At 60.5% G+C, this 24,859-nt stretch carries 24 protein-coding genes; 9 read left to right on the forward strand and 15 right to left on the reverse strand.

The window, feature by feature from the left end; all coding sequences use genetic code 11:
• Positions 1-77 precede the first annotated feature (77 nt).
• The 4 genes from betC to ACR0C9_RS17930 all read right to left on the reverse strand — a co-directional run bounded on the left by betC (position 78) and on the right by ACR0C9_RS17930 (position 3,785).
• Entirely contained in the window at positions 78-1,586 is a 1,509-nt protein-coding gene (gene betC, locus ACR0C9_RS17915) for a choline-sulfatase (protein WP_170519983.1), read from the reverse strand.
• Positions 1,583-2,155, reverse strand: coding sequence for a choline-binding transcriptional repressor BetI (gene betI / locus ACR0C9_RS17920; RefSeq protein WP_170454908.1), 573 nt, complete (start codon positions 2,153-2,155; stop codon positions 1,583-1,585). Before betI ends, betC begins: the two co-directional genes overlap by 4 nt.
• A gap of 81 nt (positions 2,156-2,236) precedes the next feature.
• The gene (locus ACR0C9_RS17925; RefSeq protein WP_170519978.1) at positions 2,237-3,145 is read right to left on the reverse strand and encodes a DMT family transporter; all 909 of its coding nucleotides are present in this window, start codon (positions 3,143-3,145) and stop codon (positions 2,237-2,239) included.
• A gap of 40 nt (positions 3,146-3,185) precedes the next feature.
• Entirely contained in the window at positions 3,186-3,785 is a 600-nt protein-coding gene (locus ACR0C9_RS17930; RefSeq protein WP_480626957.1) for a LysE/ArgO family amino acid transporter, read from the reverse strand.
• Between the two features lie 87 nt (positions 3,786-3,872).
• On the opposite strand from ACR0C9_RS17930, the gene ACR0C9_RS17935 reads away from it, so the two are divergent.
• The gene (locus ACR0C9_RS17935; protein ID WP_480781609.1) at positions 3,873-4,790 is read left to right on the forward strand and encodes a LysR family transcriptional regulator ArgP; all 918 of its coding nucleotides are present in this window, start codon (positions 3,873-3,875) and stop codon (positions 4,788-4,790) included.
• 4 nt (positions 4,791-4,794) lie between these two features.
• A complete protein-coding gene (locus tag ACR0C9_RS17940) occupies positions 4,795-5,484 on the forward strand; it encodes a nitroreductase family protein (RefSeq protein ID WP_170454915.1) in 690 nt (229 codons plus the stop codon).
• Between the two features lie 16 nt (positions 5,485-5,500).
• Here ACR0C9_RS17940 and ACR0C9_RS17945 read toward each other — a convergent pair whose 3' ends face one another.
• Together ACR0C9_RS17945 and ACR0C9_RS17950 are read right to left on the reverse strand one after the other, a co-directional pair.
• Positions 5,501-6,790, reverse strand: coding sequence for a permease (locus ACR0C9_RS17945; protein WP_170454918.1), 1,290 nt, complete (start codon positions 6,788-6,790; stop codon positions 5,501-5,503).
• A gap of 169 nt (positions 6,791-6,959) precedes the next feature.
• On the reverse strand, positions 6,960-7,700 hold the full coding sequence (locus ACR0C9_RS17950) for a YebC/PmpR family DNA-binding transcriptional regulator (protein ID WP_170352472.1): 741 nt from the start codon (positions 7,698-7,700) through the stop codon (positions 6,960-6,962).
• Between the two features lie 110 nt (positions 7,701-7,810).
• Between ACR0C9_RS17950 and ACR0C9_RS17955 the strand changes: the two genes are divergently transcribed.
• The 4 genes from ACR0C9_RS17955 (at position 7,811) to ACR0C9_RS17970 (ending at position 12,938) form a co-directional block, all read left to right on the forward strand.
• Positions 7,811-9,583 (forward strand): SLC13 family permease, encoded by a 1,773-nt coding sequence (locus ACR0C9_RS17955; RefSeq protein WP_480781610.1) that lies wholly within the window; start codon positions 7,811-7,813, stop codon positions 9,581-9,583.
• A gap of 16 nt (positions 9,584-9,599) precedes the next feature.
• Positions 9,600-10,334 carry a glutamine amidotransferase gene (locus ACR0C9_RS17960; protein WP_170454922.1) on the forward strand — a complete coding sequence of 245 codons (735 nt, stop codon included), beginning with the start codon at positions 9,600-9,602 and terminating at the stop codon, positions 10,332-10,334.
• 73 nt (positions 10,335-10,407) lie between these two features.
• A complete protein-coding gene (locus ACR0C9_RS17965; protein ID WP_480781611.1) occupies positions 10,408-11,265 on the forward strand; it encodes a bile acid:sodium symporter family protein in 858 nt (285 codons plus the stop codon).
• Positions 11,266-11,276: 11 nt separating this feature from the next.
• The gene (locus ACR0C9_RS17970) at positions 11,277-12,938 is read left to right on the forward strand and encodes an FAD-binding dehydrogenase (RefSeq protein WP_170519948.1); all 1,662 of its coding nucleotides are present in this window, start codon (positions 11,277-11,279) and stop codon (positions 12,936-12,938) included.
• A 4-nt stretch (positions 12,939-12,942) separates the two neighbouring features.
• Here the strand turns inward: ACR0C9_RS17970 and ACR0C9_RS17975 are convergent, their stop codons facing one another.
• From ACR0C9_RS17975 to ACR0C9_RS17985, 3 genes are all read right to left on the reverse strand, one after another.
• Positions 12,943-13,395 carry an META domain-containing protein gene (locus ACR0C9_RS17975; RefSeq protein ID WP_170624506.1) on the reverse strand — a complete coding sequence of 151 codons (453 nt, stop codon included), beginning with the start codon at positions 13,393-13,395 and terminating at the stop codon, positions 12,943-12,945.
• Between the two features lie 97 nt (positions 13,396-13,492).
• Entirely contained in the window at positions 13,493-15,271 is a 1,779-nt protein-coding gene (locus tag ACR0C9_RS17980) for an SLC13 family permease (RefSeq protein WP_170454930.1), read from the reverse strand.
• 76 nt (positions 15,272-15,347) lie between these two features.
• Complete coding sequence (locus ACR0C9_RS17985) at positions 15,348-16,160, reverse strand: TIGR00282 family metallophosphoesterase (RefSeq protein WP_170624382.1); 813 nt, start codon at positions 16,158-16,160, stop codon at positions 15,348-15,350.
• 88 nt (positions 16,161-16,248) lie between these two features.
• On the opposite strand from ACR0C9_RS17985, the gene ACR0C9_RS17990 reads away from it, so the two are divergent.
• On the forward strand, positions 16,249-16,476 hold the full coding sequence (locus tag ACR0C9_RS17990; protein WP_170624384.1) for a DUF333 domain-containing protein: 228 nt from the start codon (positions 16,249-16,251) through the stop codon (positions 16,474-16,476).
• On the opposite strand, the gene ACR0C9_RS17995 is transcribed toward ACR0C9_RS17990, so the two are convergent.
• Together ACR0C9_RS17995 and mgtE are read right to left on the reverse strand one after the other, a co-directional pair.
• Positions 16,473-17,036 carry a 5-formyltetrahydrofolate cyclo-ligase gene (locus ACR0C9_RS17995; protein WP_170624386.1) on the reverse strand — a complete coding sequence of 188 codons (564 nt, stop codon included), beginning with the start codon at positions 17,034-17,036 and terminating at the stop codon, positions 16,473-16,475. The genes ACR0C9_RS17990 and ACR0C9_RS17995 overlap by 4 nt on opposite strands.
• Positions 17,033-18,424, reverse strand: a complete 1,392-nt coding sequence (gene mgtE / locus ACR0C9_RS18000) for a magnesium transporter (RefSeq protein ID WP_480781612.1) — start codon at positions 18,422-18,424, stop codon at positions 17,033-17,035. The genes ACR0C9_RS17995 and mgtE overlap by 4 nt, the downstream gene beginning before the upstream one ends.
• A gap of 142 nt (positions 18,425-18,566) precedes the next feature.
• Between mgtE and guaD the strand changes: the two genes are divergently transcribed.
• Positions 18,567-19,856, forward strand: a complete 1,290-nt coding sequence (gene guaD, locus ACR0C9_RS18005; protein ID WP_480781613.1) for a guanine deaminase — start codon at positions 18,567-18,569, stop codon at positions 19,854-19,856.
• Positions 19,857-19,917: 61 nt separating this feature from the next.
• Here guaD and ACR0C9_RS18010 read toward each other — a convergent pair whose 3' ends face one another.
• The 3 genes from ACR0C9_RS18010 to ACR0C9_RS18020 all read right to left on the reverse strand — a co-directional run bounded on the left by ACR0C9_RS18010 (position 19,918) and on the right by ACR0C9_RS18020 (position 22,570).
• A complete protein-coding gene (locus tag ACR0C9_RS18010) occupies positions 19,918-21,252 on the reverse strand; it encodes an 8-oxoguanine deaminase (RefSeq protein WP_170624390.1) in 1,335 nt (444 codons plus the stop codon).
• Between the two features lie 115 nt (positions 21,253-21,367).
• Positions 21,368-22,159, reverse strand: coding sequence for a histidinol-phosphatase (gene hisN, locus ACR0C9_RS18015; protein ID WP_170624392.1), 792 nt, complete (start codon positions 22,157-22,159; stop codon positions 21,368-21,370).
• Between the two features lie 39 nt (positions 22,160-22,198).
• Positions 22,199-22,570: a helix-turn-helix domain-containing protein gene (locus tag ACR0C9_RS18020; RefSeq protein WP_170454946.1), complete on the reverse strand. Its 372-nt coding sequence runs from the start codon at positions 22,568-22,570 to the stop codon at positions 22,199-22,201.
• A 322-nt stretch (positions 22,571-22,892) separates the two neighbouring features.
• On the opposite strand from ACR0C9_RS18020, the gene ACR0C9_RS18025 reads away from it, so the two are divergent.
• Entirely contained in the window at positions 22,893-23,849 is a 957-nt protein-coding gene (locus tag ACR0C9_RS18025) for an NADPH:quinone oxidoreductase family protein (RefSeq protein ID WP_170454948.1), read from the forward strand.
• Positions 23,850-23,855: 6 nt separating this feature from the next.
• On the opposite strand, the gene ACR0C9_RS18030 is transcribed toward ACR0C9_RS18025, so the two are convergent.
• Positions 23,856-24,737, reverse strand: a complete 882-nt coding sequence (locus ACR0C9_RS18030; RefSeq protein WP_170454950.1) for a LysR family transcriptional regulator — start codon at positions 24,735-24,737, stop codon at positions 23,856-23,858.
• Positions 24,738-24,859: the final 122 nt, after the last annotated feature.

The following is a 24,859-nucleotide window of genomic DNA, read 5'->3' on the forward strand; positions in this document are numbered from 1 at the left end:
CTTTGCCCGCCAGCCCAGATTATCCGTCGCATAATCAATTCGCCTCCGGCGGGAGTATTTTCAAAAAGATGAAGAGGTTATTCGCCGCGCGGGAAGCGCTGGCTTTCCTCGACGATGTTCAGATCCATGTGGTTGCGCATGTAGCGTTCCGAGGCCTTTTGCAGCGGCTGGTAATCCCAGGGGTAATAACCGCCCTGCCGCAACGCCTCGTAAACCACCCAGCGGCGGGCCTGACTGGCGCGGACATCAGCATCGAACCGGTCGAGATCCCAGCGTGCCTCGGATTTGGCGCGCAGGGTTTGCAACGTGCCTGCGTGTTCCGGATTGCCCGCCAGATTGGTCAATTCCTGCGGGTCGTTTTCCAGATCAAACAGTTGGTCCGGGTCCAGCGCGCAGCGGTTGTATTTCCATTTGCCATAGCGCAGCGACACCAGCGGCGCATAAGACGCCTCGGCCGCGTATTCCATTGCCACCGGTGTGGTGCGTTCCTCGCCCTGCGCCAGCGGCACAAGGTTTTCGCCATCGGTCCAGGGCGCGATCTCGGCCATATCCACGCCTGCTAATGCGCCTAAGGTCGGCGTGACGTCGATGGTCGAAACCGGCGTATCGATCCGTCCGGCAGGCAGGTCCGGCGCGGAAATCATAAGCGGTACACGTGCCGAACCTTCGTAGAAGGTCATTTTGAACCAAAGACCACGCTCGCCCAGCATATCACCGTGATCCGAGACAAACATGATGATCGCCTCTTGCCGGGTGCTTTCCAGTACCTCAAGGATTTCGCCGATCTTGTCGTCAAGATACGAGATGTTGGCGAAATAGGCCCGGCGGGACTTGCGGATGTTCTCTTCGGTAATGTCAAAGCTGCGCCAGTCATTGGCATCGAAAATGCGCTGCGAATGCGGATCCTGATTGTCATAGCCAAGGTCTGCGACCTCGGGCAGCAGGTGCTCGCAATCCTCATAGAGATCCCAGTATTTCCGGCGCGCCACATACGGATCGTGCGGATGGGTAAAGCTGACGGTCACGCACCACGGGCGCTCATCCTTGCCCCGGGCCAGATCGTAAAGCTTGGCCTTGGCGTTGTAGGCGACCTCATCATCATATTCCATCTGGTTCGAGATTTCGGCCACGCCCGCGCCTGTGACCGAGCCCATGTTGTGGTACCACCAGTCGATGCGTTCGCCCGGTTTGCGATAATCAGGGGTCCAGCCGAAATCGGCGGGGTAGATGTCGGTGGTCAGGCGATCCTCGAACCCGTGCAACTGGTCGGGGCCGACGAAATGCATCTTGCCCGACAGGCAGGTGTAATAGCCCGCCCGGCGCAGGTGGTGCGCATAGGTGGGGATATCGCTACGAAACTCAGCGGCGTTGTCATATACCCCCGTGCGCGAGGGCAACTGACCGGACATGAAGCTCGCTCGCCCCGGCGCGCAAAGCGGGGACGCCGTATACGCATTGGCAAACCGGGTCGAACGTTCGGCCAGCTTTTTCAGGTTCGGTGCATGAAGCCATTCCGCGGGACCATCGGGGAAGAGGGTTCCGTTCAGCTGATCCACCATCAGGATCAGAATGTTCGGGTTTGTCATTTTTCAGCCTCGAGCAGAGTGTTGAGGACACGCATCGCATGGTTCACGGCCAGTTGCGGGTCTTCGGGCGCGCTGAGCGCCGCGCGGATATATAGCCCGTCGATCAGCGCGGTCATGTCTTCCGCAGCAGCCACCGGATCGTCGAGCAAGGGCCGCAGCCCGACGATCAGGTTCGACCGGATCCGCGCCTGATAGATCTTCCACAACCGCAGCGCATCATCATTGGTCTGCGCGAGAACATAGAATGTCATCCAGGCGGCGATCACATCCGGCGAGAAACACGAAGGGGCAAAACAGGCGCGGATAATGGCCTGCGCGCGCTCGGTCGGGGCGGCAGCTTTGAGCTCGGCCCGTGCCTCGGCCCCGAAATCCGACAGAATCTGTCGCATGGCCGCCAGAAAGATCTGGTCCTTGCCACCGAAATAGTGATGGGCCAACGCGCTGGACATGCCCGCCCGCTTGGCGATCTGGCTGACCGTGACGTCCAGGGATTTCTTCACGCCAAGCTCGGCGATCGTGGCACGGACAATCGCATCGCGACGGATTGGTTCCATTCCGACTTTCGGCATCCCTACCCCCTGAACTGGCGCTACACGCCAAAGCTAGGGCGTTTTTATTGACTCGTCAATCAATAACGAAGCCGCGCCGGGTTACAGCTTGGTCGCGATGCTGGGTGGGGTCACGTCGCGGCGGTTCAGCACAAATTCGCGCCAGGAAATGAAACTGACCGCCGCAAGGATCAACGTACCACCAGCCACCACCCACACGTCAACGCCTTCGTGAAACACAGCGGCGCCCAGCAAGGTCGCCCAGATCAGTTGCAGGAACGTTACCGGCTGCGTCACCGCAACCGGGGCCGCCTGCAAGGCAAGCGTCATGAAATAATGCCCGGCAGTGGCGAAAGTGGCGATCAGGAACAGAACACCGATGTCGCGCAGGCTGGGCGCGCTCCAGACCGCAATGGCGAAAGGGATCAAAGCCAGCGTCGTCCAGATCGACAAATGCGCCACCACGACCGAGGGCGGGATGTCGCGCACCAGCAGCTTGGCCAACAGGTAAGACCCGCCCAGCGTCAGAGCGGTACCGATCATCGCTATGTGCCCGGTCGAGACCTCTCGGAATCCGGGGCGCAGGATGATAAGCACGCCCACCACCGCGACCAGAATGGCAGCGATCCGGCGAAAGGCGAGTTTTTCGCCCAAAAACAGCGCAGCCCCAAGAGTGACGTAAACCGGCGTCATGTAGTTCATTGCGGTAACTTCGGCCAATGGGATCTGGGTCATCGCATAGAACCACAGCATCACTGCGCCCGCATGGATCACGCCGCGTAGCCCGAACAGCGTCAGATCACGTTTGCTGAGACGGGTGGCCAAGATGGATCGCAAGGCGGGCAGCAGAAACACAAGCCCCAGCGCATAGCGCAGAAACGCCGCCTGAATGGGGTCCATCGTCGAACCGAGCGATTTCACCAGCGCGGTCATGACAACAAAGCACAGCCCGGCGGAAAACATCCAGAACATGCCTGCGATCGGGCGGGATGAAACGGCAAGGGTGGTCATGGCTTTGGTTGAACACTGAAACCCGGTCGGGAACAACCCTTCACATGATAACAAGTTTCAAAGCGATACTCAGCATGACCAGACCGATAAGGACATCCAGCACCTGCCAGGCCCGAGGACGTGCAAAAAGCGGGGACAGAATTCGGGCCCCGTAGCCAAGGGAAAAGAAGAACACAAAGCTGGACAGAATGGCCCCGACCGCAAAGCTCAGCCGGTCGTCATATTGCGCCGAAATCGAACCGATCAGGACAACCGTATCCAGATAAACATGCGGATTCAGCCAGGTGAAGGCCAACACTGTCAGCAACGCGCTGCGCAGGCTGGTGCGTTGACCATTGCCTGCCTCCAATGCCGCGCCACCTCGCCAGGCCGACAGAAAGCTGCGCAGCCCGTACCAGGTCAGAAACGCGGCCCCGCCGTACCGCATGACGGGTTCGAACCAGGGCATTGCCTTTGCCAACGAACCAAACCCCGCCACACCCGCTGCAATCAGGATCGCGTCAGAGACCCCGCAAGTCAGGCACAGGACAAACACATGCTCGCGCCGCACACCCTGCCGCAGGATGAAGGCGTTTTGCGCCCCGATGGCAAGAATCAGGCTGAAGCTGAGTACAAATCCGGCGATGAGGGTTGTCGACATGGGGCCTCCTGCTGTTGCGAGGCGTTGACTAGCGGTCGCGGGGCGTTCTATCAAATTAAAGATGCTGAAGCGAATTAAATCTGGCTAATGCTACTTGATCCCAACCATCTGTCGGCTTTGTCCGCCATTCTGCGCCATGGCAGCTTTGATGCCGCTGCAAACGTGCTGGCGGTGACGCCTTCGGCGATCTCGCAACGGATCAAAGCGCTGGAGGATCGCATCGGCGCGGCGCTGATCAACCGGGGGACACCCTGCACCGGCACACCGGCTGGCCTGCGCATCGCACAATATGCCGAGGATATCGGACTGCTAGAGGCGCAGCTGGCCCGCGAGCTCACGCTGGATCAAGGCACCGATCCGGCACGTGTTCGGGTGGCGATTCCGGCAGATGTTCTGGCCACGTGGTTCGTGGGTGCGATGGCCAGCGCACCGGGCTTGCTGTTCGATCTGGTCATCGACGATCAGGACCATTCTGCCGAGTGGCTGCGCCGGGGCGAAGTCAGCGCGGCGATCACCGTGGGCGGCCAGCCGGTCACGGGCTGCGACGCGGTCGAGCTTGGGGCCATGCGATACCTGCCAACTGCCAGCCCGGACTTCATCCGACGCTGGTTTCGCGACGGTGTCGATGCCGAATCCCTCAGCGCGGCGCCCAACCTTGTGTTCAATCGCAAGGACGGGCTGCAAAAGGCGTGGATTGCCGGGCGGACCAGTCGCCGCATTTCTCCTCCGTCACATTTTTTGCCGTCATCCCATGGGTTCGTCGATGCGGCGATTGCGGGGATCGGCTGGGGCATGAACCCCGAACCCCTTGTGCGCGGCCCCATATCAGATGGGCGCTTGCAGCCGATTGTCCTGGACGCGCCGCTGGACATTGCGCTGACCTGGCAGGTCAGGCGCGTTCTGGCCCCGGCGCTGGCCCCGTTGACCCGGGCAGTCAAACACGCTGCTGCCAAAGTCTTGATCTCTGTCGCTGACCGCCGGATAAAAGGGAAACCTTCGGAGTAACTTTATGTTTTCACGCGACGCTCTCAGCTATGATCCCATTCCCCTGCCCGACCGCTGCGATATCACAGACGCACAGATGCAGGAGGCGGCGCAGGCCTTCTATGACAAGATGCGGCAGCGCCACTCGGTCCGCGACTTCACAGATCGAGCGGTTGAAAAACAGGTGATCGAGACCTGCCTGCGTACGGCGGGTTCCGCGCCCTCTGGTGCGAACCATCAACCCTGGCATTTCGCGGCCATTTCCGACCCTGCCCTGAAACAGCGCATCCGCGAAGAGGCAGAAGAAGAAGAGCGCCGGTTCTACGATGGCGGTGCAAGCGATGAGTGGATCAAGGCGCTGGAACCCATCGGCACCGACGCCGTCAAAGAGCACCTGACCATCGCCCCCTGGCTGATCGTGGTGTTCGCCCAGCGCTGGGGTGAGTTCGAGGACGGGACGCGCTACAAGAACTACTACGTTCCCGAAAGCGTCAACATCGCCACCGGCTTTTTGCTGGCCGCCTTGCACCACGCGGGGTTATCCACCCTGACGCACACGCCCAATCCCATGAAATTCCTCAACGACGCTTTGGGGCGTCCGGCCTCGGAAAAGCCCACGATGATCATCGCGGTCGGGCACCCGTCGAACAGTGCGACGGTTCCGGCTGTGGCCAAGTTGAAAAAGCCGCTGGAGGAGATTTCCTCCTTCTTCTAAGCAACTCGATCTTGGATCAGGTGCCGGTTGCGCTGCCTGGCGCAACCTGTGCCTCTTTCGGCAAAACCACACGGTAACAGGCCACCGCGGCGATCAAACTGCACAACACGATGAAGGCGACCGCCAGCGACACCTCATGCAGATGCGCAACGCCTGCAAGGGCGGCGGATACGGCAACGGCGGTCAGGCGCACGATGCTTTTGATCGCGGCTGACCCCTGAACGCGCTGCTCTTTCGGCGCGACATCCAGAAAGTACAGCTTGCGGGCGCTGCTGATCCCGGTCACCGCGACCGTGACGATGAACAACGCAATCGCGTGCAGGTGAACCTCGTGATCGATACCAAGATAGTGAAACCCCAGCAGGATGATCCCCGTCGCCGCCACCATCAGCGTTCCGGCCACCATCACCGCGCGATGAGATTTCATGTTCACGATCTGCCAAAGCGGGGCCGAGACCAGATATCCCGACGCCGACGACACAATCATCGCCGTCAGCCCTTTGGCCGAACTGTGATGCGCCTCGGCCGCGATCAACGCGAAGAAGGGCACAGATAGCGAGACAACAACCAGCGGCATCCGCATGACCAGATAGCGCCGGAACCACTGATGTTGAAACATGCTGAGAACGGATTGGATATTGGCCCTCAGCGACAGTTTCGGTGTCGATTTTTCAGTGCCTTTGCCCTGTATAGCCTGACCAATCTCGGCCATGGCAAGGATCGACAGGCCGGACAGCAGGAAGAACGTGACCGAAACGGCAATAACGGCAGAATGGCGGGAAAAGGGCGGGTTGTCCTTGGTGATTTCGTGGACCAGCAATGCCAGCCCAATTGCGCCCAAACCGCCTGCACCCAGTTGCAGGTAATGCATCAGCATTCGGGATTTGGACTGAACATGATCCCCGATCAGATCCGTATACATCAGGTTTTGGATCTCATCGAACAGACCGATCAGGAAAAAGATCGAAATGAATGCAACCGCGATCAGGGGCACCAATCCCGTCGCCGCCACAGCTATGGCGATCAACAGGCAGGCGCCAATTGCAACCTCGGTCATCGCGATCCCGCGCTTTTTCTGCGTCTGGGCGGCAATGGTTCGGGCCAGGAAAAAATCGGCGATCATGCTGCCGACCATCCGAACCGAGACCAAAGCCCCGGCGACGAACATCGGCAATTCAAAAGACACCGCCAGAAACGGCAGAACAACGGATGGGCTTCCCAACGTCCAGGCGACCTGAGACAGAATGCTCTGCCCCGCCAAAACCGGAACGTTTCGCCTTGCCAGATCTGATGGGTCTTTTGCCATGCTTGTCAAAATCCCAAGCCACGCAGCCAGCCTGCGGGCCCGTCCCGGTTGCTTTGTCAGGCCCCCAGACTATTGCGTTCCCGGGCCTTGACCAAGCATCCCGTGAAATGCCCGAAACAAAAAAGCCCGGCCAAACTGGCCGGGCCCAACACCAATCGGGTTGAAAGGGTCAGAGCTGCGCCATGACCTCATCAGTCGCTTCGAAATTGGTTGTGACGCGCTGCACGTCATCATCGTCTTCCAGCGCATCGACCAGTTTCATCAGCTTTTGCATGTCTTCCAGACCAAGTTCGGTTGTGGTCGTGGGTTTCCAGACCAGCTTGGTGGATTCGGATTCACCCAGCGCCTCTTCCAGCGCGTTGGACACGTCGTTCAAATCGGTATCCGCGCACCAGATGATGTGACCGTCTTCCGAGCTTTCGACATCTTCGGCCCCGGCCTCGATCGCGGCTTCGAAAATGGTATCCGCGTCGCCTGCGTCCGCCTGATAGACAACCTCACCCTTGCGGTCGAACATGAACCCGACCGAGCCGGTCTCACCCAGATTGCCGCCATTCTTCGAAAACGTCGAGCGCACGGTCGAGGCCGTCCGGTTGCGGTTATCCGTCATCGTCTCGACAATCACGGCAACACCATTGGGGCCGTAGCCCTCATACCGGATTTCTTCGTATTCATCGCCTTCACCCGCGACCGATTTCTTGATCGCGCGGTCGATCACGTCCTTGGGGACCGAGTTCGACTTGGCCTCTTTCACCGCCAGACGCAGGCGCGGGTTCTTGTCGGGATCGGGGTCGCCCATCTTGGCGGCCACGGTGATCTCTTTCGACAGTTTGGAAAACAGTTTGGACCGCGCGGCGTCCTGACGTCCCTTGCGGTGCTGGATATTGGCCCATTTGGAGTGGCCTGCCATAATGCGTCCTCGTCATCGTGTTTGCGTATTCGGCGCTCATATAGACGTTTGCGGGGGGCAGGATCAAGAGACCGGCTTGCGAGACGCCCCCTTGCGGGTATGGTGAGCCCATGACGACAGATCAAATCATTCTTTTTGCGCTTTTCATTACTGTTTTTGGACTGCTGCTGTGGGGGCGTTTCCGCTATGACCTTGTGGCCTTTGCCGCCTTGATGGTGGGCGTCGTGCTGGGCGTGGTGCCGGTCGACGACGCTTTTGCGGGGTTTGGGCACCCGGCCACGATCATCGTCGCACTTGTGCTGGTCGTCTCGGCCGGGCTGGTCCGGTCCGGGGCCGTGTTCCTGATCACGCGCACTCTGGTCGATGCCTCGCGCGGTCTGGGGGCGCATATCGCGCTAATGGGTGGGATCGGTGCGGTCCTGTCGGCCTTCATGAACAACGTCGCCGCACTGGCCCTGTTGATGCCGGTGGACATTCAGACCGCACGCAAGGCGGGACGATCCGTGGGCCTGTCGCTGATGCCGCTGAGTTTCGCGACCATACTGGGCGGGATGGCAACCCTGATCGGTACGCCGCCCAATATCATCATCGCCTCAATTCGGGCAGAGACGCTGGGTGAGCCCTTCAGGATGTTCGATTTCGCCCCGGTCGGTGGCATTGCCGCCATTGCCGGGCTGGCCTTTGTATCTCTGATCGGCTGGCGACTGATCCCCAACCGGGGCAAGCAGGAAGAGGCGTCCGAGACCCTTGCCGAATATATCGCCGAACTGACCCTGCCGCCTGAATCGTCCCATATCGGCAAGCGCGTCAGCGAGCTGTACGAGGCCGCCGAAAAATCCGACGTGGCCATTATCGGCCTGATCCGGGACGGCAAGCGGCGCTATGGCCGCTCTGCCCATGCGACTCTGGCCGAAGGCGACGCGCTGGTTCTGGAAGCCCGCCCCGAGGCGCTGGACGAGTTCCGCGCCGCCCTGAACCTGGATTTCTCGGATACCCGGCGGCAAGAAGTGCTGACCGCCGAAGGCGAAGGGCTTGAGGTTATCGAGGTCGTCGCCACCGAAAGCGCCCGGATCACGGGCCGTACCGCGCAAGGGTTGGGGCTGGCCTGGCGGCAGAGCACGGTGCTGATGGGTATTTCCCGTCAAGGCCGCCGGATCACAGAACAGGTCCGCAAGACGGAAGTCGAGGCCGGTGACATCCTTCTGCTGCTCTGCCCCCGCGACCGGGGAGCCGACGTCACCGAATGGCTGGGCTGTCTGCCTCTGGCGCAACGGGGCCTGAACGTGACGGCGAATGAAAAGGCGTGGCTCGCCATTGGTCTGTTCGCAGCCGCCGTTCTGGCCGCCAGTGTCGGCCTGATCTATCTGCCTATCGCTTTGGGATTGGTGGTCATCGCCTATGTCCTGACCAAGATCATGCCCATCAGCGACATCTATAATCACATCGAATGGCCGGTTGTCGTGTTGTTGGGTTCGATGATCCCGCTGGGCAGCGCTTTGGAGACCTCGGGCGGCACCGAGTTGATCGCCAACGCCTTGATCCAATTGACCGGCGGATTGCCCGCTTGGGCCATTCTGACCGTGCTGATGGTTGTGACGATGACACTGTCAGACGTTCTGAACAACACAGCCACTGCCATTGTCGCCGCCCCGGTCGGTATCCAGATGGCCCGCACGCTTGACGTTTCGCCGGATCCGTTCCTGATGACGGTGGCCGTGGCAGCCTCGGCCGCGTTTCTGACGCCGATTGGGCACAAGAACAATACGCTGGTTCTGGGTCCCGGAGGGTATCGGTTTGGCGACTATTGGCGCATGGGATTGCCGCTTGAGATCCTGATCATCGCCGTCTCGATCCCCGCCATCCTTGTGTTCTGGCCGCTTTGACAGGTAAAGCCAGCCCATGAAACGTTTTCTGATCCTCCAACTGCGTCCCGAAACCGATGCCTCGGACGCGGAATATGCCTCGATCCTGGACAAGACCGGTCTGTCGCCCGAGCAGACCCACCGCATTCGGCTGGATTGCGAAGACCTGCCCGCGGGGCTGGATGTCACCGACTATGCGGGCGTCATCGTCGGCGGTGGCCCGGGCTGCGTCAGTGACGAGCCCGAGACAAAATCCGCGTTGGACGCAAAGATCGAAGGCGCGGTAATGGGGCTGATGCCTCAGATCACGGCGCAAGATCATCCCTTCATGGGCTGCTGCTATGGGCTGGGCGTTCTGGCCGCGCATCTGGGCGGGGATGTCAGCAAAGCCCGGTTCGGCGAGCCGGTTGGCCCATCATCCTGCCGACTGACCGACGACGGCGCATCAGACCCTTTGACAGCAGGGTTGACCCCGGAATTCGACGCCTTTGTCGGCCACAAGGAAGCCGTGCAAGCTCTGCCTGACGGCTGCGTGCACCTTATTGCGTCTGACCCCTGCCCGTTTCAGATGATCCGCTGGGGCCGGAACGTGTATGCCACGCAGTTTCACCCCGAGGCGGACGCAAAGGATTTCGAGCAGCGCATCAATATCTACAAGCATCACGGCTATTTCCCGCCTGAAGACGCGCAACGTCTGATCGATATCTGCAACGCCGCAGACGTCACCCAACCCGGAGAAATCCTGAGACGCTTCGTCGACCGCTACAAGTGACCTAACGGCGGTATTGCCTGCGGCTTTCAGGCTAGCATAGGCTGATCCGAAACGACTTGGGGAGGAGTTGTTCTTGGATCTACTCATTAATGTCGGCCTGCCGATCTCGCTGGCCATTATCATGCTGTCGCTGGGCGTCGGGCTTGAAATCGCGGATTTCCGGCGTGTGCTGAGCCGCAAATACCCTTTTGCAATCGGTGCGGCATGTCAGGTCGTCCTTCTGCCCTTCGCGGCGTTCACGACCGTCAAGCTGTTCGGCCTGCCACCTGAAATCGCGGTCGGTTTCATGCTGCTCAGCTTTTGTCCCGGCGGTGTGACCAGCAACATCCTGACCAAACTGGCCAAGGGGGACGTGGCCCTGTCGGTCAGCCTGACGGCGGTGATCAGCATCCTGTCGATCCTGACGGTACCCGTTCTTGCAGCATGGTCCATCACGCATTTCATGGGCGAAAACGCGCCCGAGGTTTCGATCAGCGGTCTGGCCATTGCCATGTTCCTGATCACAACACTTCCCGTGGCCATCGGCGTGGGACTTCGCAGGTTTGCAACTGGGTTTGCAAACCGGATCGAAAACGGTTTGTCCAAGCTGGCAACCGTATTGTTCGTTCTGATCGTCGTCGCCGCGCTGGCCGGAAACTGGCAGCTTTTTGTCGATAACCTCGGGATCATGGGTGCGGGCTTGATTTCCCTGAACGTTGCGCTTTTGCTGATCGGGCTGGGGATCGCGCGTGCCGCAAATCTGTCATGGCCCGAGAGTAAAACTGTCTCGGTCGAAACAGGTATCCAGAACTCGACGCTGGGGATCACGCTGGCGGCCCTGATCACCGGCACGGATAGCGGGTTCAGCCCCCTGGCCCTGCCATCTGCTGTCTATGGGATTACGATGTATGCGGTCGTGTTCCCCTTCCTTGTCTGGTTTCGCCAACGCTGAAAGGACTGTTCATGACCAATAACACGGCAGATGCGGTTGTCGTCGGTGGCGGACTGGCGGGATTGGTTGCGGCAGCGGAACTGGGTGATCGGGGTAAAAAGGTAATCCTGCTGGATCAGGAGCCTGAGCGTTTTCTGGGCGGTCAGGCATTCTGGAGCCTTGGTGGGCTGTTCATGGTCGATACCCCCGAACAACGTCGGATGGGGATCAAGGACAGCCACGACCTGGCCTTGCGCGACTGGATGGGCAGCGCGCAGTTCGACCGGGACGAGGACGCGTGGCCGCGCAAATGGGCCGAGGCTTATGTGGAATTCGCCGCCGGAGAAATGCGCCCATGGCTGCACGAGATGGGTCTGCGCTGGTTTCCAATCGTGGGATGGGCCGAGCGAGGCGGGTCTTATGCGGACGGTCACGGCAACTCGGTTCCCCGGTTTCACATCACGTGGGGCACCGGTCCGGGCGTTCTGAAACACTTCATCCGCCGCGTGCGTGACCATGTCAGCGCCGGACGGATCGAGTTGAAATTCCGCCATCAGGTTAGCCATATCATCATGCAGAACGGCAGCGCCAAGGGCGTCTCGGGCGAGGTGCTGGCGGATGATACCGCTCCGCACGGTGCCAAAACCAACCGGGATGAGGTGGGTGAGTTCGAGGTCTATGCGCCCTCGGTCATCGTCACCTCGGGCGGGATCGGCGGCAATTTCGAGATGGTGCGCAAGAACTGGCCCCGTGACAGGCTGGGCGAGCCCCCGAAGGACATGGTGGCGGGTGTTCCGTTTCATGTGGATGGCCGCATGATCGCGATCAGCGAAAAGGCCGGAGGGCACGTGATCAATGGCGACCGGATGTGGCACTACACCGAAGGGCTGCGCAACTGGAACCCGATCTGGCCCTCGCACGGTATTCGCATCCTGCCCGGCCCCAGTTCCATGTGGTTCGACGCGCGCGGCAACCGGATGAAACCGCCATGTCTGCCGGGGTTTGACACGCTGGGCACGCTGAAAGAAATCCTGAAAACCGGGTATGACTATAGCTGGTTTGTGTTGACCCAGAAGGTGATCAAGAAGGAATTCGCCCTGTCGGGGTCTGAACAAAACCCCGACATGACCGAAGGTGGCTGGCGCGAGGTGCTGTTCCAGCGCGTCCTGACCGGGTCAAAAGCCACTACCCCGGTCGAAGCGTTCAAGGAACATGGCGAGGATTTCATTGTTGCCAACACGCTAACCGAACTGGTCAGCGGCATGAACCAACTGGGCGGCGGCCTGATCGACGAGGCGCATCTGCGCGCCCAGATCGAGGCGCGGGACAGCCAGGTCGACAACCCCTTTACCAAGGACGCGCAGATTGCGGCGATTCTGGCGGCGCGCAACTATCGCGGCGACAAACTGATCCGCACAGCCAAGCCGCACAAATTCCTCGACCCGTCCAATGGCCCGCTGATCGCGGTCAAGCTGCATATCCTGACCCGCAAGACTTTGGGCGGATTGCAGACCAATCTGGACAGCCAGATGATCGGCGCAGATGGTCAGGTCGTCCCCGGCCTGTTCGCCGCCGGAGAGGTCGCCGGGTTCGGCGGCGGTGGCTATCACGGATATAACGCGCTTGAGGGCTCGTTCCTGGGTGGCTGCATCTTCTCGGGCCGCAACGCAGGCCGGTCCCGGGCCGTGGCGTAAACGCTTAGGGCAGGCGGATGAATTTCAACACCGGCTCGCCATTCTGATCCAGCATGACCAGACTGTCGCCCGCAACGGCATAGGTCGCGACCTGTTGCAGCGCGTCAAAGAACTGGCGTTCCGTCTGCTCGGCCTCGGGCGGGCAGGCCATCAAGGTCGCGGCGATATTCTCGGGGAATTCGATCCGATCCCCAGACATCTGGGCCCGTCCGGTAAACCGGTTGCACCCGCCGCTGCCGCCAAATGCACCATCGGCTTCAAAGGCAAGTTCGGGGCTTTTTTCGGCGTTTAACACGGCCCCGTCGATACCGATGGCGGACCATTTTGTGTTCTCCAACACCGCGGCATCCGGTGTTTGCGCCGGATCGCTGTCACTCTGCGCCATGCTGTGGGTGCCCAACAGGGTCAATACGATTGCACCGGCAACAATGGCCTGACCGATCTTTGGAAAAGGCATCATTCTGTCCTTTTACTTCAAACATTTGAAGAAAAGATTGGGACAGAAACGGGATTTACAAGGTTGCGACGTTGCGTTCGGCAAAACAGCGCCGGTATCACAGCGGCCAGATCAGCGGGATCAGCAGCGAGGCCAGCAGGCCGACCGTCAGGTTCAGCGGGATGCCAACCTTCATGAAATCGGTGAACCGGTAGCCGCCAGGGCCGTAAACCATCATGTTGGTCTGATAGCCGATAGGTGTCGCGAACGAGGCCGAGGCGGCGACCATAACGGCAACAACCAGCGGGCGCGGATCAATGCCCACCGCCTGCGCCAAACCGATGGCAATGGGGGTCACAACCACCGCCACCGCGTTGTTGGACACCAGCTCGGTCAGGACCGAGGTCAGAAGGTAAACCGCCCAGATGATCAGGAAGGGCGGCAGCAGCCCCAGCGACGGCGCGATGGCTTCCACAATCAGCGATACTGCGCCCGAGGCATCCAGCGCCGCCCCGATAGCCAGCATGGCAAAGATCAGCGCCAACAGGCGGCCTTCGACAAAGGAAAACGCCTCATCCGCGTCGATACAGCGGGTCAAAAGGACAATCGCAACCGCAAGGATCGACAGCAACAAAATAGGCGCCACGCCCAGCGCGGCCAGAGCGACGATCCCGATCAATGCGCCAATCGCAATCGGGGCATGGCTGCGGCGGAACGCTCGGGCCGAAGGTTGGCTGACATCGACCATATCCATTTCCGCCGCCAGACGCTGAATATCCGCCGGGGCCCCTTCCAACAGCAGCGTGTCACCAACACGCACCACCAGATCATCCAGCTGTCGCCCGATATTCTGATTCCGGCGATGTACGGCCAGAGTATAGACACCATACCGGCGACGCAGACGCATTGCGCCCAACGTGCGACCGACCATGCGGCATCCGGGGGTGATCAGAACCTCGACAGTTTTTGTCTCAACCGCCGAGACCTGATCAACGCGCTTCAGCTCTTTGTTGCTTTGCAGGCTGAGAAGCTCGGTCATTTCAGTGCGCAGAACCACCCGGTCACCGACGCGCAGCTCGATCCCTTTAAGGTTGCGCCGCAGGGACTCGTCGCCCCGAACCACGTCGATCAGACGTACGCCGGGGCGTTTGAACAGCTGGACCCCAGTGACCTCGCGCCCGATCAGGTTGCTGTCGGGGGGAATGACGGCCTCGGTAAAGAATTTCATCTTTGACCGGTCGCTGAGCAAGGTTGCCATGCTGTCGCGATCCGGTAGCAGGCGCGGGGCGATAAAACGCAGATAGACCATGCCATAAATGACCAGAGCGATGCCCAATGGCGTAACCTCGAAGATCGTGAACGCCGCCATGCCCTGCGCGCGGGCTACGCCATCCACCAGCAGATTGGTCGAGGTTCCGATCAGGGTCAGCGTTCCGCCCAGAATGGCCGCATAACTCAGCGGGATCAGCAGTTTTGAGGCCGGTACGTTCAGCGTGCGCGCGATCTGGACGAAAACCGGGATCATCACGACGACAACCGGCGTATTCGACACAACCGCCGAGGCCAGCACCACAAAAGCCATCAGCAGCCCAATGGCAATGCGCGGGTTCACCTGCGCCTGTTTCTGCGCGGTCGAGGTGAAGGCGTCCAGTGCTCCGGTGCGGACCAGCGCCCCCATGATGATGAACATCGCGGCAATGGTCCATGGGGCCGGGTTCGACAGGACGGCCAGCGCGCTTTGATAGGGCAAGATCCCAGTGACCAGCATCAGGGCAACGCCGCCAATGGCCACAACCTCGGTCGGGTAGACCTCGCGCAGGAACATGACGAACATGCCCGCAACGATCAAAAGCGCCAGAATTGCGCTGCCCGTATCTGTCAGTGTGAGGAATTGCATTCGTGGTATTCTGTCCGAACCCTGGCCCAAGCGCCTGATAGGTAGTTTCCCGCATTGCGCGGGGCAGAGCAAGCCTTTACGGCCCCGCCTGTTCCAACCGCCCACCGACGCGCACCATTCGCACGGTTTTTGCGCTGCCGTCCTGATCGTTGGTCTCGACGAATACACCGCTTAGCGTTGCCTCGCCATTCGCCGGGGTAAAGCGGGCCTTGGGCATGCCGGTGATGAAACGGCGCATCGGCTCGATCTTGTCCATGCCAATGACCGAGTCATAGTCGCCGCACATCCCCGCATCCGTCAGATAGGCGGTGCCACCGGGCAGGATCTGTGAATCCGCCGTCGGCACATGCGTATGCGTCCCCACCACAAGGCTGGCGCGCTTGTCGCAGTAATGGCCCATCGCCATCTTCTCGGACGTGGCCTCGCAATGCATATCAACGATGATGGCGTTGGCCTGCCCGCCGCGCGGGTGGGATTTCAGGATCGGTTCAATGGCCGAAAACGGATCGTCAAAGGGCCGTTTCATGAAGACCTGCCCAAGCACCTGAGCCACCAGCACCTTGCGGCCGCCGGGCGCATTGAACAGGCGATGCCCCCGCCCCGGTGCGCCTTTGGCAAAGTTCACCGGGCGCACGATGCGCGGCTCTTTCTCGATGAATTGCAGCATGTCCTTCTGATCGAAGGCATGATCACCCAGCGTCAGACAATCCGCGCCCGCATCCAGCAACAGCTTGGCGTGATCGCCCGTCAGGCCCATCCCGTTCGAGGCATTCTCACCATTCACCACAACGAAATCCAGCCGCCATTCGTCGCGCAGACGCGGCAGATGCTGCTGAATGGCCGTGCGTCCCGCGCGGCCCATGACGTCACCCAGAAAAAGTATCCTCATGCCAACCGTCCTAAGTGTGGTCAATGCCAAGCACAAGCGGTTAAACTATGGCGATAGAGCGCAAAACTGCATTGGACAGGAGAGATTTATGACCCGCTACCTCATTTCGGTTGCCATACTGATCCCTCTGGCGGCCTGCGATCAGCCGTCGAAACAATCGACCGAACTTGCCAACCCGGCGGCGACCTACTGCGTCGAAAAAGGCGGGCAGTACGAGATAAAGGACGGCGCGGACGGTCAAACAGGGACCTGCACCTTGCCCGATGGCTCAACACAAGATGCGTGGGAGTATTTCCGGGCAGAGAATATGGGTTAGGGTCCGAAACTCAGCACCCGGCTTTCGGTGATGACCATGTCCAGCGGCTGATCGGTCGGTTCCAGCGGCAGCCCCTCGGCCTCTTGCGCATCGAAGGCGAACCCTATGGCCAGCGTCGGACGCTTGGCGCGCAGTCCTTCCAGTGTACGGTCGTAGAACCCGCCACCATAACCCAAGCGGCCACCCTGAGAATCGAAGGCCACCAGCGGGACGATCAGGATCTCGGGGTCGAAATAGTCGTCAACCTCGGGCACTTTTGCCCCGAAAGGCCCGTCTTTCAGCGCGCCTTCGGGCGTCCAGCGCGAAAACTTGAGCGCCTGACCGGCGGCTTGAATCACAGGCACACAGACCGGACCATAGGCCGAGGCCTCGGCCATGGCGGGCAGCGGATCAATCTCGGTTCGGATTGGCATGTAGCCCGACAGCGGCACACCGCGGTAGCCAGCCAGCACTTCGGACAGACGCCCTGCGGCGCCGGGCAGGCGCGCGTCAAACGCAGCTTTGCGGCGGGCGAACGCCGCTTTGCGCGCTGCGGCCTTGATTTCAGTCAGATCGGTCACAAAAGCACCACGCTGGCCAGCCCCAAGAAGATAAAGAACCCCATGACATCCGTTGTGGTTGTCACAAAGGTCCCCGATGCCAGAGCCGGGTCAACGCCCATTCGGTCCAGCAAGACCGGTACTACCGTACCCGCAAAGCCCGCGATGATCATGTTCACGACCAAGGCTGATCCAATCACGACGCCCAGCAGCGGCGAGTCGAACCACAGCATCCCAACCGTCCCCAGAACGATGGCAAAACACAGCCCGTTGAGCATGCCGACCAGTAACTCTCGCCGGATCACACGCATCACGTTTGAACCGGTCAGGTCGCGCGTGGCCAACGCCCGCACCGCAACGGTCAGCGACTGCGTGCCCGCATTGCCGCCCATCGAGGCCACAATCGGCATCAGGATCGCCAGTGCCACCAGTTGATCAATTGCCGCCTCGAACTGCGAAATCACCAGCGAGGCACAAATGGCCGTACACAGATTCACCGCCAGCCACGGCAGACGCCGACGACTGGTCGCGGCCACACTATCCGACAGAGAGCTTTCGTCGCTGACACCGGCCAGACGCAGGATGTCTTCCTCGTGTTCCTCATCCAGAACCACCATGGCGTCGTCGATGGTGATCACCCCGACCAAACGGCCATCGGCGTCAACCACGGGGGCCGAGATCAGGTGGTACTGGTTGAACGCATAGGCCACATCCTCTTCGTCCTGATCGACGGGAATGATGTGGAACTCTTCCTCGGCCAGATCCTGCAACGGAACCTCGCGCCGCGTCGCCATCAACTTGCCCAGCGTGACCTGAGCAATAGGTTTCAGGCGCGGGTCGACCAGAACGACGTGGTAGAATTGCTCGGGCAGATCATCATTGGCGCGCATGAAGTCGATGGCCTGACCCACGGTCCAATGCTCGGGCGCCATGACGACCTCGCGCTGCATAAGGCGACCGGCCGAGTTTTCGGGGTAGGACAACGCCTGCTCTGCCGCCAAACGCTCGGAATCTTCCAGAGCGTCAAGGATGGTCTCCTGCTGGGGTTCCTCAAGGTCTTCCAGCAGGTCGACGACATCGTCGCTTTCCATGTCCCGCACCGCTTCGGCCAGAACATCCGGCTTCAGAACACCGATGACCTCTTCCCGGACGGCTTCATCAAGTTCCGACAGAATGTCGCCGTCGAATTCCTTGTCATACAGGCGGATCAGGCGGGCGCGGTCATAGGGGTTGATCTGTTCCAGAAGGTCGGCGATGTCGGCGGCGTGCAGCGGCTCCATCAACTCTATCAGTTGGGCCCGGTCTTCCACATCCACTGCATAAAGAATCGCCGCCACGGTTCGGCGGTCCAGCGCATAGACGTCTTCGTCTGCCGAGTCGGCTGCGGGATCATCAAAGCCTGTCGTCATGTGCTGCCCCTGCCGTTTTCATGCCATTGGCCCTTAATTAGAAGAAGCAGCTACCGGAAAACAATGACAATGCGCCGATTTACCCACATCTTTCGCCGACATATGCTGATCAACGGTCTCAAACAGCTAGGGAACAGGGCGAATGGCGCAAAAGACGCTTTTGAAAGGGCGCGTTCTGAGTTTCGACAGATCGCCGTTTGAAGGGGAGCCAACCGACGCGACCCGGCTGGACGAAGCCGTTCTGATCGAAGACGGGCGCGTTCAGGCAGTCGGCGCGCTGGACGCGCTGCGCACCGCGCATCCGGATGCCGAAACGCGGGACTATGGCGACCATCTGATCATGGCGGGCTTTGTTGACCCCCACGTTCATTACCCGCAAACCGCAATGATCGCGAGCTGGGGCAAACGGCTGATCGATTGGCTGAACACCTACACGTTTCCAGAAGAGATGAAGTTCGGCGACACGGACTATGCGACCGAGATTGCCAACCGCTATCTCGACCTGACCACCGGGCATGGCACGACGACCATGTGCAGTTTCTGCACGATCCATCCCGAAAGCGTCGATGCGTTCTTCTCGGTCGCTCAACAGCGCGGCCAGCGGGTCGTCGCGGGCAAGACCTGTATGAACCGCAACGCCCCCGAAGGGCTGCAGGACACCGCGCAGACAGCCTATGACCAATCCGAGGCCCTGCTGGAGAAATGGCACCGCGTGGATCGGTTGTCCTACGCGATCACGCCCCGGTTCTCGCCCACCTCGACGCCCGAACAGCTTGAGGCTTTGGGGGCGCTTTGGGCCGAGCATCCGCATTGCCTGATGCAAACTCATCTGAGCGAGCAAACGGACGAGATCGAGTGGGTCCGGTCCCTGTTCCCCGACGCGCGGGATTATCTGGACACCTATGAGAAATTTGGACTGCTGGGTCAGAACGGCTTGTATGGCCACGTCATCCATTTGGAAGACCGCGAGCGCGACCGGTTGCGCGAGGTGGACGCGGCGCTGGTGCATTGCCCGACGTCGAACACTTTCATCGGCTCGGGTCTTTTTGACATGAACGGGCTGATCCATGACGGCCACCGGGTCGGGCTGGCCACCGATACGGGCGGCGGGTCCAGCTTTTCGATGCTGCGCACGATGGCCACCGCTTACGAGATCGGCCAGTTGCGCGGCCGCCCCCTGCACCCGGCGCAGTTGCTGTGGCTGGGTACAGTCGGTTCGGCGCGGACACTGCGGATGGAGGATTGCATCGGCAATATTGCTCCGGGGATGGAGGCGGATCTGATTGTGATCGACCTTGCCTCGACCCCGGCGATTGCCCAGCGTGAGGCCCACGCAGATGATCTGTGGGAGGCCGTGTTTCCGACCATCATGATGGGCGACGACCGCGCCATTGCCGACGTCTGGATCGGAGGCACGCAAGCCGCTTGCTGAATGCGCCTGCGGCGCATGCCTCCGGCGGAGATATTTTTAGCCAGATGAAGGGCGGATCCCGCTATTGTGCAAGCGCGCGCGCCAGACGGTTTTGGGTTTCGATGGCGCGTGGCAGGTCGATTGTTGTGATCTGACCGCCCCTCACGATCTGACGTCCTTCGACAAACAGGTGTCTGACCTGCATCGGTCCGGCCAGCAGCAGGGCCGCCGGATCCCAACTGCCCGCGCTTTCGATGCAGCGCGTATCCCACACGGCGATGTCGGCCCGTTTGCCCGGCATCAGCCGCCCGCAATCGGGCCGTCCCAGCACATCCGCGCCGCCTCGGGTCGCGATCTCAAGCGCTTCGCGGGCGGACATGGCGTCGGCACCGTTGGCGACACGTTGCAGTAACATCGCCTGCCGCGCCTCGAGCATCAGGTTGCCGTTGTCATTGCTGGCCGACCCGTCCGCGCCCAGACCAACCTTCACCCCGTGATCGCGCATGGTTCGAACCGGCGCGATGCCCGAGCCGAGACGGCAATTGGAGCACGGGCAATGGGCGACGCCTGTTCCGGTTTCCGAGAACAGGTTGATTTCAGCCCCGTCCAGCTTGACGCAATGGGCGTGCCAGACATCGGGACCGGTCCAGCCCAGATCCTCGGCATATTGTCCCGGGCGACAGCCGAATTGCGCCTGGGAATAGGCGATATCCTCGTCATTCTCGGCAAGATGGGTGTGCAGCATGACGCCCTTGTCGCGCGCCAGAAGGGCCGCATCGCGCATCAGATCGCGGCTGACCGAGAAGGGCGAACAGGGTGCGAGGCCGACGCGGCACATCGAGCCTTCGCTGGGGTCGTGAAAGGCATCGACCACGCGGATCATATCGTTCAGGATATCATTTTCGGCTTCGACCAGACTGTCCGGCGGCAGGCCGCCATCGCTTTCACCGATGCTCATCGCACCGCGGGTGGGGTGAAAGCGCAGGCCGAGTTCCGAGGCTGCGGCAATCGTGTCCTCAAGCCGCGCGCCATTTGGGTACAGGTACAGGTGATCGGAACTGAGCGTGCAGCCGGACAGCACCAGCTCTGCCAGCCCGATCTGGGCCGAGGTAAACATCTCATCCGGCCCGAAGCGGGCCCAGATCGGGTAGAGCGTTTGCAGCCAGCCAAACAGCAATGCGTCCTGTCCGCCCGGAACCGCGCGGGTCAGGGTTTGATAGAGGTGATGATGCGTGTTCACCAGACCCGGCGTCACCACGCAGCCCTTGGCATTGTGCACTTCGCCTGTTGTTGTCAGCCCATGGCCAAGCTGCGCGATCTGGCCGTCGCGGATCAGAATGTCGGCACTGGTCAATTCGCGGCGGTCGTCATCCATAGTCAGGATGGTATCGGCGTTTTTGATGAGAATTTCGGTCATATCAGCACTCCTGCATCTGCCCGTCTCATGCAAGGAGTGTGCGGCCGGTGGAAAACGGGCGTAAGAACCGGCTGTTGCTTACTGTAATTGCAGGCCCGGCAAGCGGCAACCAATTTCAGTGGTTGCGCAGGATCTGCAAGGCTGCGGCGTGGATCTCGGCGTTGGCGGCGGCCAAAGCGCGGCCGCCATTATGGGCCGGCCCGCCCTGCCAATCGGTGACAATGCCGCCAGCGGCTTCGATCACAGCAATCGGCGCCTGTATGTCATAGGAATTCAATCCGGCTTCGATCACCAGATCCGCCTGCCCTGCCGCCAACAGAGCGTAGGCGTAGCAGTCCATCCCATAGCGCGTCAGCTTGACCTGTTTGGATACAGCTTCGAACCCCGCGCGATCCTGCGCCGTGCCGACCTCGGGGAAAGTTGTGAACAGGATTGCCTCGTTCAGCGTTTTTGTTTTGCGTGTCGCCAGATCAGATGTGCCCAACGGGCCCTTCAGTTGCGCTATGTCCGAGGATCCCATGAACCGTTCGCCGATATAGGGCTGATCGACCACACCCAGGAATGGCCCATCCGCTGTGCCCAGCGCGATCAGAACGCCCCAGGTCGGTGTGCCGCTGACGAACCCACGTGTGCCGTCAATCGGGTCCAGAACCCAGACGCGTCCGCTGCTGCCTTCGGTCTGGCCGTATTCTTCCCCCAGAATCCCATCATCCGGGCGGTGACGGCTGAGAACCTCGCGCATTGCCTGTTCCGCAGCGCGGTCCGCAACGGTGACCGGGTCGAACCCGTCTTCCAGCTTGTTCGAGGTTTCAAGATCGTGTTGGCGAAAATGCGGAAGAATAGCCGCGCGCGCCGCGTCGGCCATTGCTTCGGCTACATCCATGTCGGTCAAAGGCGTCTGGTGCATGGGCCACTGGTGCGGCCAACGCCCGGCAGAGTCAAGCGATCAGGCGACGTCGCTGAGAACCCGTGCCAGTTCAAACAGACGGCGGCGCTGGTTTTCCGGGATTGCGTAGTAAGAGCGCACCAGATCCAAGGCTTCCTTGTCCCCCATCAGGTCAGCAGGCACCGATTTCTTGTCCGACGGGCTTTTTTCTGCTTCTTCGAGACCTTCAAAGAAAAAGCTGACCGGAACGTCCAATGCCTCGGCGATGTCCCACAGGCGGGATGCGCTGATTCGGTTGGCTCCGGTTTCGTATTTCTGGATTTGTTGAAACTTGATACCAACCTGCTGCGCCAATTGCTGCTGGGTCATCCCAATCAGCCAGCGGCGATGCCGAACGCGCTTGCCCACATGGACATCGACGTGATGAGTCATTGGTATTCTCCTTTACTACACAAACATCTGTACGGGATTGCGCGACGTCCGTGATCGCAACCTTAGCGAGCGGGCCTTAACCACTCCCTAACCTGGATCGTGCCACCCCCCGATTACAGCACTAGGTGCCTATATTGCTGCTTTTGGAATTTTTTTCAAGCCGGTTGAGTCATGCACCCGACATGGTGGTTTGTGGTTGTGTCCCTTTGGACCCTACACCATTGGTTGTATTCGACGGGCCGATTATTCCCGACGTGGCGTGCATATTGACAAGCGACGCGCGACGCGCGCCTATTTCCGCAAATCAAGGGGCGGTCAATCTATGCTGGCATATCGTGTTCAATCCGACGGCGCAGTCGCGCAATTATGTGAGGTCGAGGTTCCGGCCCCGTCTGCGGGTCAGGTGCGCGTTGCCATCAAGGCCTGCGGGCTGAATTTTGCAGACCTGCTGATGCAGAAAGGCACCTATCAGGACACCCCCAAGACTCCGTTCACGCTGGGTCTGGAAATTGCCGGGGTGATCGAGTCGGCTGGCCCGGACATCACGCATCTCAAACAGGGCGACCGGGTCGCGGTTTACTCGGGTCAGGGTGGTTTGGCCGAGTTCGGGGTATTTGACGCAGATCGTGTGATCCCCCTGCCCGACACGACCAGTTTCGAGGATGCCGCTGCGATCCAGATCGCCTATGGCACCAGCCATCTTGCGCTGGATCACCGGGCCCGGCTGCAACCGGGCGAGACCTTGCTGGTCACCGGTGCCGCGGGCGGGGTTGGTCTGACGGCTGTCGAGGTTGGCAAGCTGATGGGCGCGACCGTGATCGCTCAGGCGCGGGGGGCCGAAAAGCTGGCCGTTGCAAAAGATGCGGGTGCGGATCACCTGATCGATGCGTCCGAGGATCTGCGTGAAACCGTCAAAGCACTGGGCGGTGCGGACGTTGTTTACGACGCCATTGGCGGCGACGTATTCAAGGCGGCCTTTCGCGCCACCAACCCTGAAGGTCGCTTGCTGCCCATTGGATTTGCCGGTGGCGAGGCTCCGCAAATCCCGGCCAATCATCTGTTGGTCAAGAACCTGACCGTGATCGGCTTTTACATCGGCGGCTATCTCAGCTTTCGCCCCAAGATCGTTCAGGACAGTTTCAAAACGCTGTTTCGCTGGCACAGCGAGGGCAAGATCAAACCGCATATCAGCCACACCCTGCCTCTGGCGGATGTGGCCGAGGGGATGCAATTGCTGAAAGAACGTAAATCCACCGGCAAGATCGTTATCACGATCTGAGCGCGCCTACCCGACGACCGCCCGCAACTGGCTGCCGCCCAACATGCGGAAGTTCTGCCGGACCAGTTGGGCCAATGCCTCGACAACCGGGTCACGCCCCGAATCGCCGCCGTAGAGGTTGATCATATGCGCGGGCAGGTCCGGAAGCGCACCGCCCGAGTCGATCTGTTCCAGATGCGCGGCCTCGGTCCCGTCCAGCATCGCGTGAACGGCCAGATCGGCGCTGACGGTGGCCTCGATGGTCCGGTCGTTTTCGGTTTCGACAGACAATTCCCACGGGATACCCGCCGCGTCCAGCGCTGCGATCACCTGCGGGCGGAACAGACACCGCCGCCCCAGCGCCAAGGGTAGCGGATTTTTACGCCAGGCAGACCCGCCCGGCGCGCCGATCCAGCGTAGCGGCAGTTCGGCAATCGTCTCAGCCCCGTCCGCCGAAGACGGTTCGGTGGTCAGGATCACATCGCACTCACCGCGTTTGAACATATCCTTCAACTGGAGTGAGTAGGACGAGACCAATTGCACCCGCACGCGTGGGAAGTCGGCATTGAACCGTTGCAGGACACGGGGAATCGCCGGGTAGACGATGTCATGGGGCACGCCCAGCACCACTTCGCCCTCAAACGCCTGATCAGTGAGTTTCGAAATCACCTCATCATTCAACGCAATCATCCGTCGGGCATAGGCCAGCAATTGCTCGCCCGAGGCTGTCAGCGCAATGGTTCGACCGCTGCGGTCCAGCAGTTCAAGGCCCAGAAGCTCCTCCAACCGTTTCAACTGCATTGAAACTGCGGATTGGGTCAGGTGAAGGAATCCGGCTGCGCGGGTTACACCACCCTGATCTGCCACGGCCACGAAAGAGCGCAGGGTTGTAATGTCCAGATTTCGCATCTTCACGATTCCTTATGGGTTACATCATAAATATTCGTTTTCAAAATATGACATGCTTTGCCATATCAATCAAGGAAGTTGATCGATGGCGACAAATCCATCGAAAATCGCAGAAAGGACAA

The organism is Ruegeria sp. C12 (genome assembly GCF_056537745.1).

Bases quoted from the DNA above. Each gene is read 5' to 3' on its own strand.
- ACR0C9_RS18025 (WP_170454948.1), top strand. From the start codon at position 22,893: ATGCTGGCATATCGTGTTCAATCCGACGGCGCAGTCGCGCAATTATGT.
- ACR0C9_RS17945 (WP_170454918.1), bottom strand. From the start codon at position 6,790: ATGGCAAAAGACCCATCAGATCTGGCAAGGCGAAACGTTCCGGTTTTG.
- betI (WP_170454908.1), bottom strand. From the start codon at position 2,155: ATGCCGAAAGTCGGAATGGAACCAATCCGTCGCGATGCGATTGTCCGT.
- ACR0C9_RS17930 (WP_480626957.1), bottom strand. From the start codon at position 3,785: ATGTCGACAACCCTCATCGCCGGATTTGTACTCAGCTTCAGCCTGATT.
- ACR0C9_RS17970 (WP_170519948.1), top strand. From the start codon at position 11,277: ATGACCAATAACACGGCAGATGCGGTTGTCGTCGGTGGCGGACTGGCG.
- ACR0C9_RS18010 (WP_170624390.1), bottom strand. From the start codon at position 21,252: ATGACCGAAATTCTCATCAAAAACGCCGATACCATCCTGACTATGGAT.
- ACR0C9_RS17925 (WP_170519978.1), bottom strand. From the start codon at position 3,145: ATGACCACCCTTGCCGTTTCATCCCGCCCGATCGCAGGCATGTTCTGG.
- ACR0C9_RS18030 (WP_170454950.1), bottom strand. From the start codon at position 24,737: ATGCGAAATCTGGACATTACAACCCTGCGCTCTTTCGTGGCCGTGGCA.
- ACR0C9_RS17955 (WP_480781610.1), top strand. From the start codon at position 7,811: ATGACGACAGATCAAATCATTCTTTTTGCGCTTTTCATTACTGTTTTT.
- mgtE (WP_480781612.1), bottom strand. From the start codon at position 18,424: ATGACGACAGGCTTTGATGATCCCGCAGCCGACTCGGCAGACGAAGAC.
- ACR0C9_RS17960 (WP_170454922.1), top strand. From the start codon at position 9,600: ATGAAACGTTTTCTGATCCTCCAACTGCGTCCCGAAACCGATGCCTCG.
- guaD (WP_480781613.1), top strand. From the start codon at position 18,567: ATGGCGCAAAAGACGCTTTTGAAAGGGCGCGTTCTGAGTTTCGACAGA.
- ACR0C9_RS17985 (WP_170624382.1), bottom strand. From the start codon at position 16,160: ATGAGGATACTTTTTCTGGGTGACGTCATGGGCCGCGCGGGACGCACG.
- ACR0C9_RS17990 (WP_170624384.1), top strand. From the start codon at position 16,249: ATGACCCGCTACCTCATTTCGGTTGCCATACTGATCCCTCTGGCGGCC.
- ACR0C9_RS17980 (WP_170454930.1), bottom strand. From the start codon at position 15,271: ATGCAATTCCTCACACTGACAGATACGGGCAGCGCAATTCTGGCGCTT.
- ACR0C9_RS17950 (WP_170352472.1), bottom strand. From the start codon at position 7,700: ATGGCAGGCCACTCCAAATGGGCCAATATCCAGCACCGCAAGGGACGT.
- ACR0C9_RS17940 (WP_170454915.1), top strand. From the start codon at position 4,795: ATGTTTTCACGCGACGCTCTCAGCTATGATCCCATTCCCCTGCCCGAC.
- betC (WP_170519983.1), bottom strand. From the start codon at position 1,586: ATGACAAACCCGAACATTCTGATCCTGATGGTGGATCAGCTGAACGGA.
- ACR0C9_RS17935 (WP_480781609.1), top strand. From the start codon at position 3,873: ATGCTACTTGATCCCAACCATCTGTCGGCTTTGTCCGCCATTCTGCGC.
- hisN (WP_170624392.1), bottom strand. From the start codon at position 22,159: ATGCACCAGACGCCTTTGACCGACATGGATGTAGCCGAAGCAATGGCC.
- ACR0C9_RS18020 (WP_170454946.1), bottom strand. From the start codon at position 22,570: ATGACTCATCACGTCGATGTCCATGTGGGCAAGCGCGTTCGGCATCGC.
- ACR0C9_RS17975 (WP_170624506.1), bottom strand. From the start codon at position 13,395: ATGCCTTTTCCAAAGATCGGTCAGGCCATTGTTGCCGGTGCAATCGTA.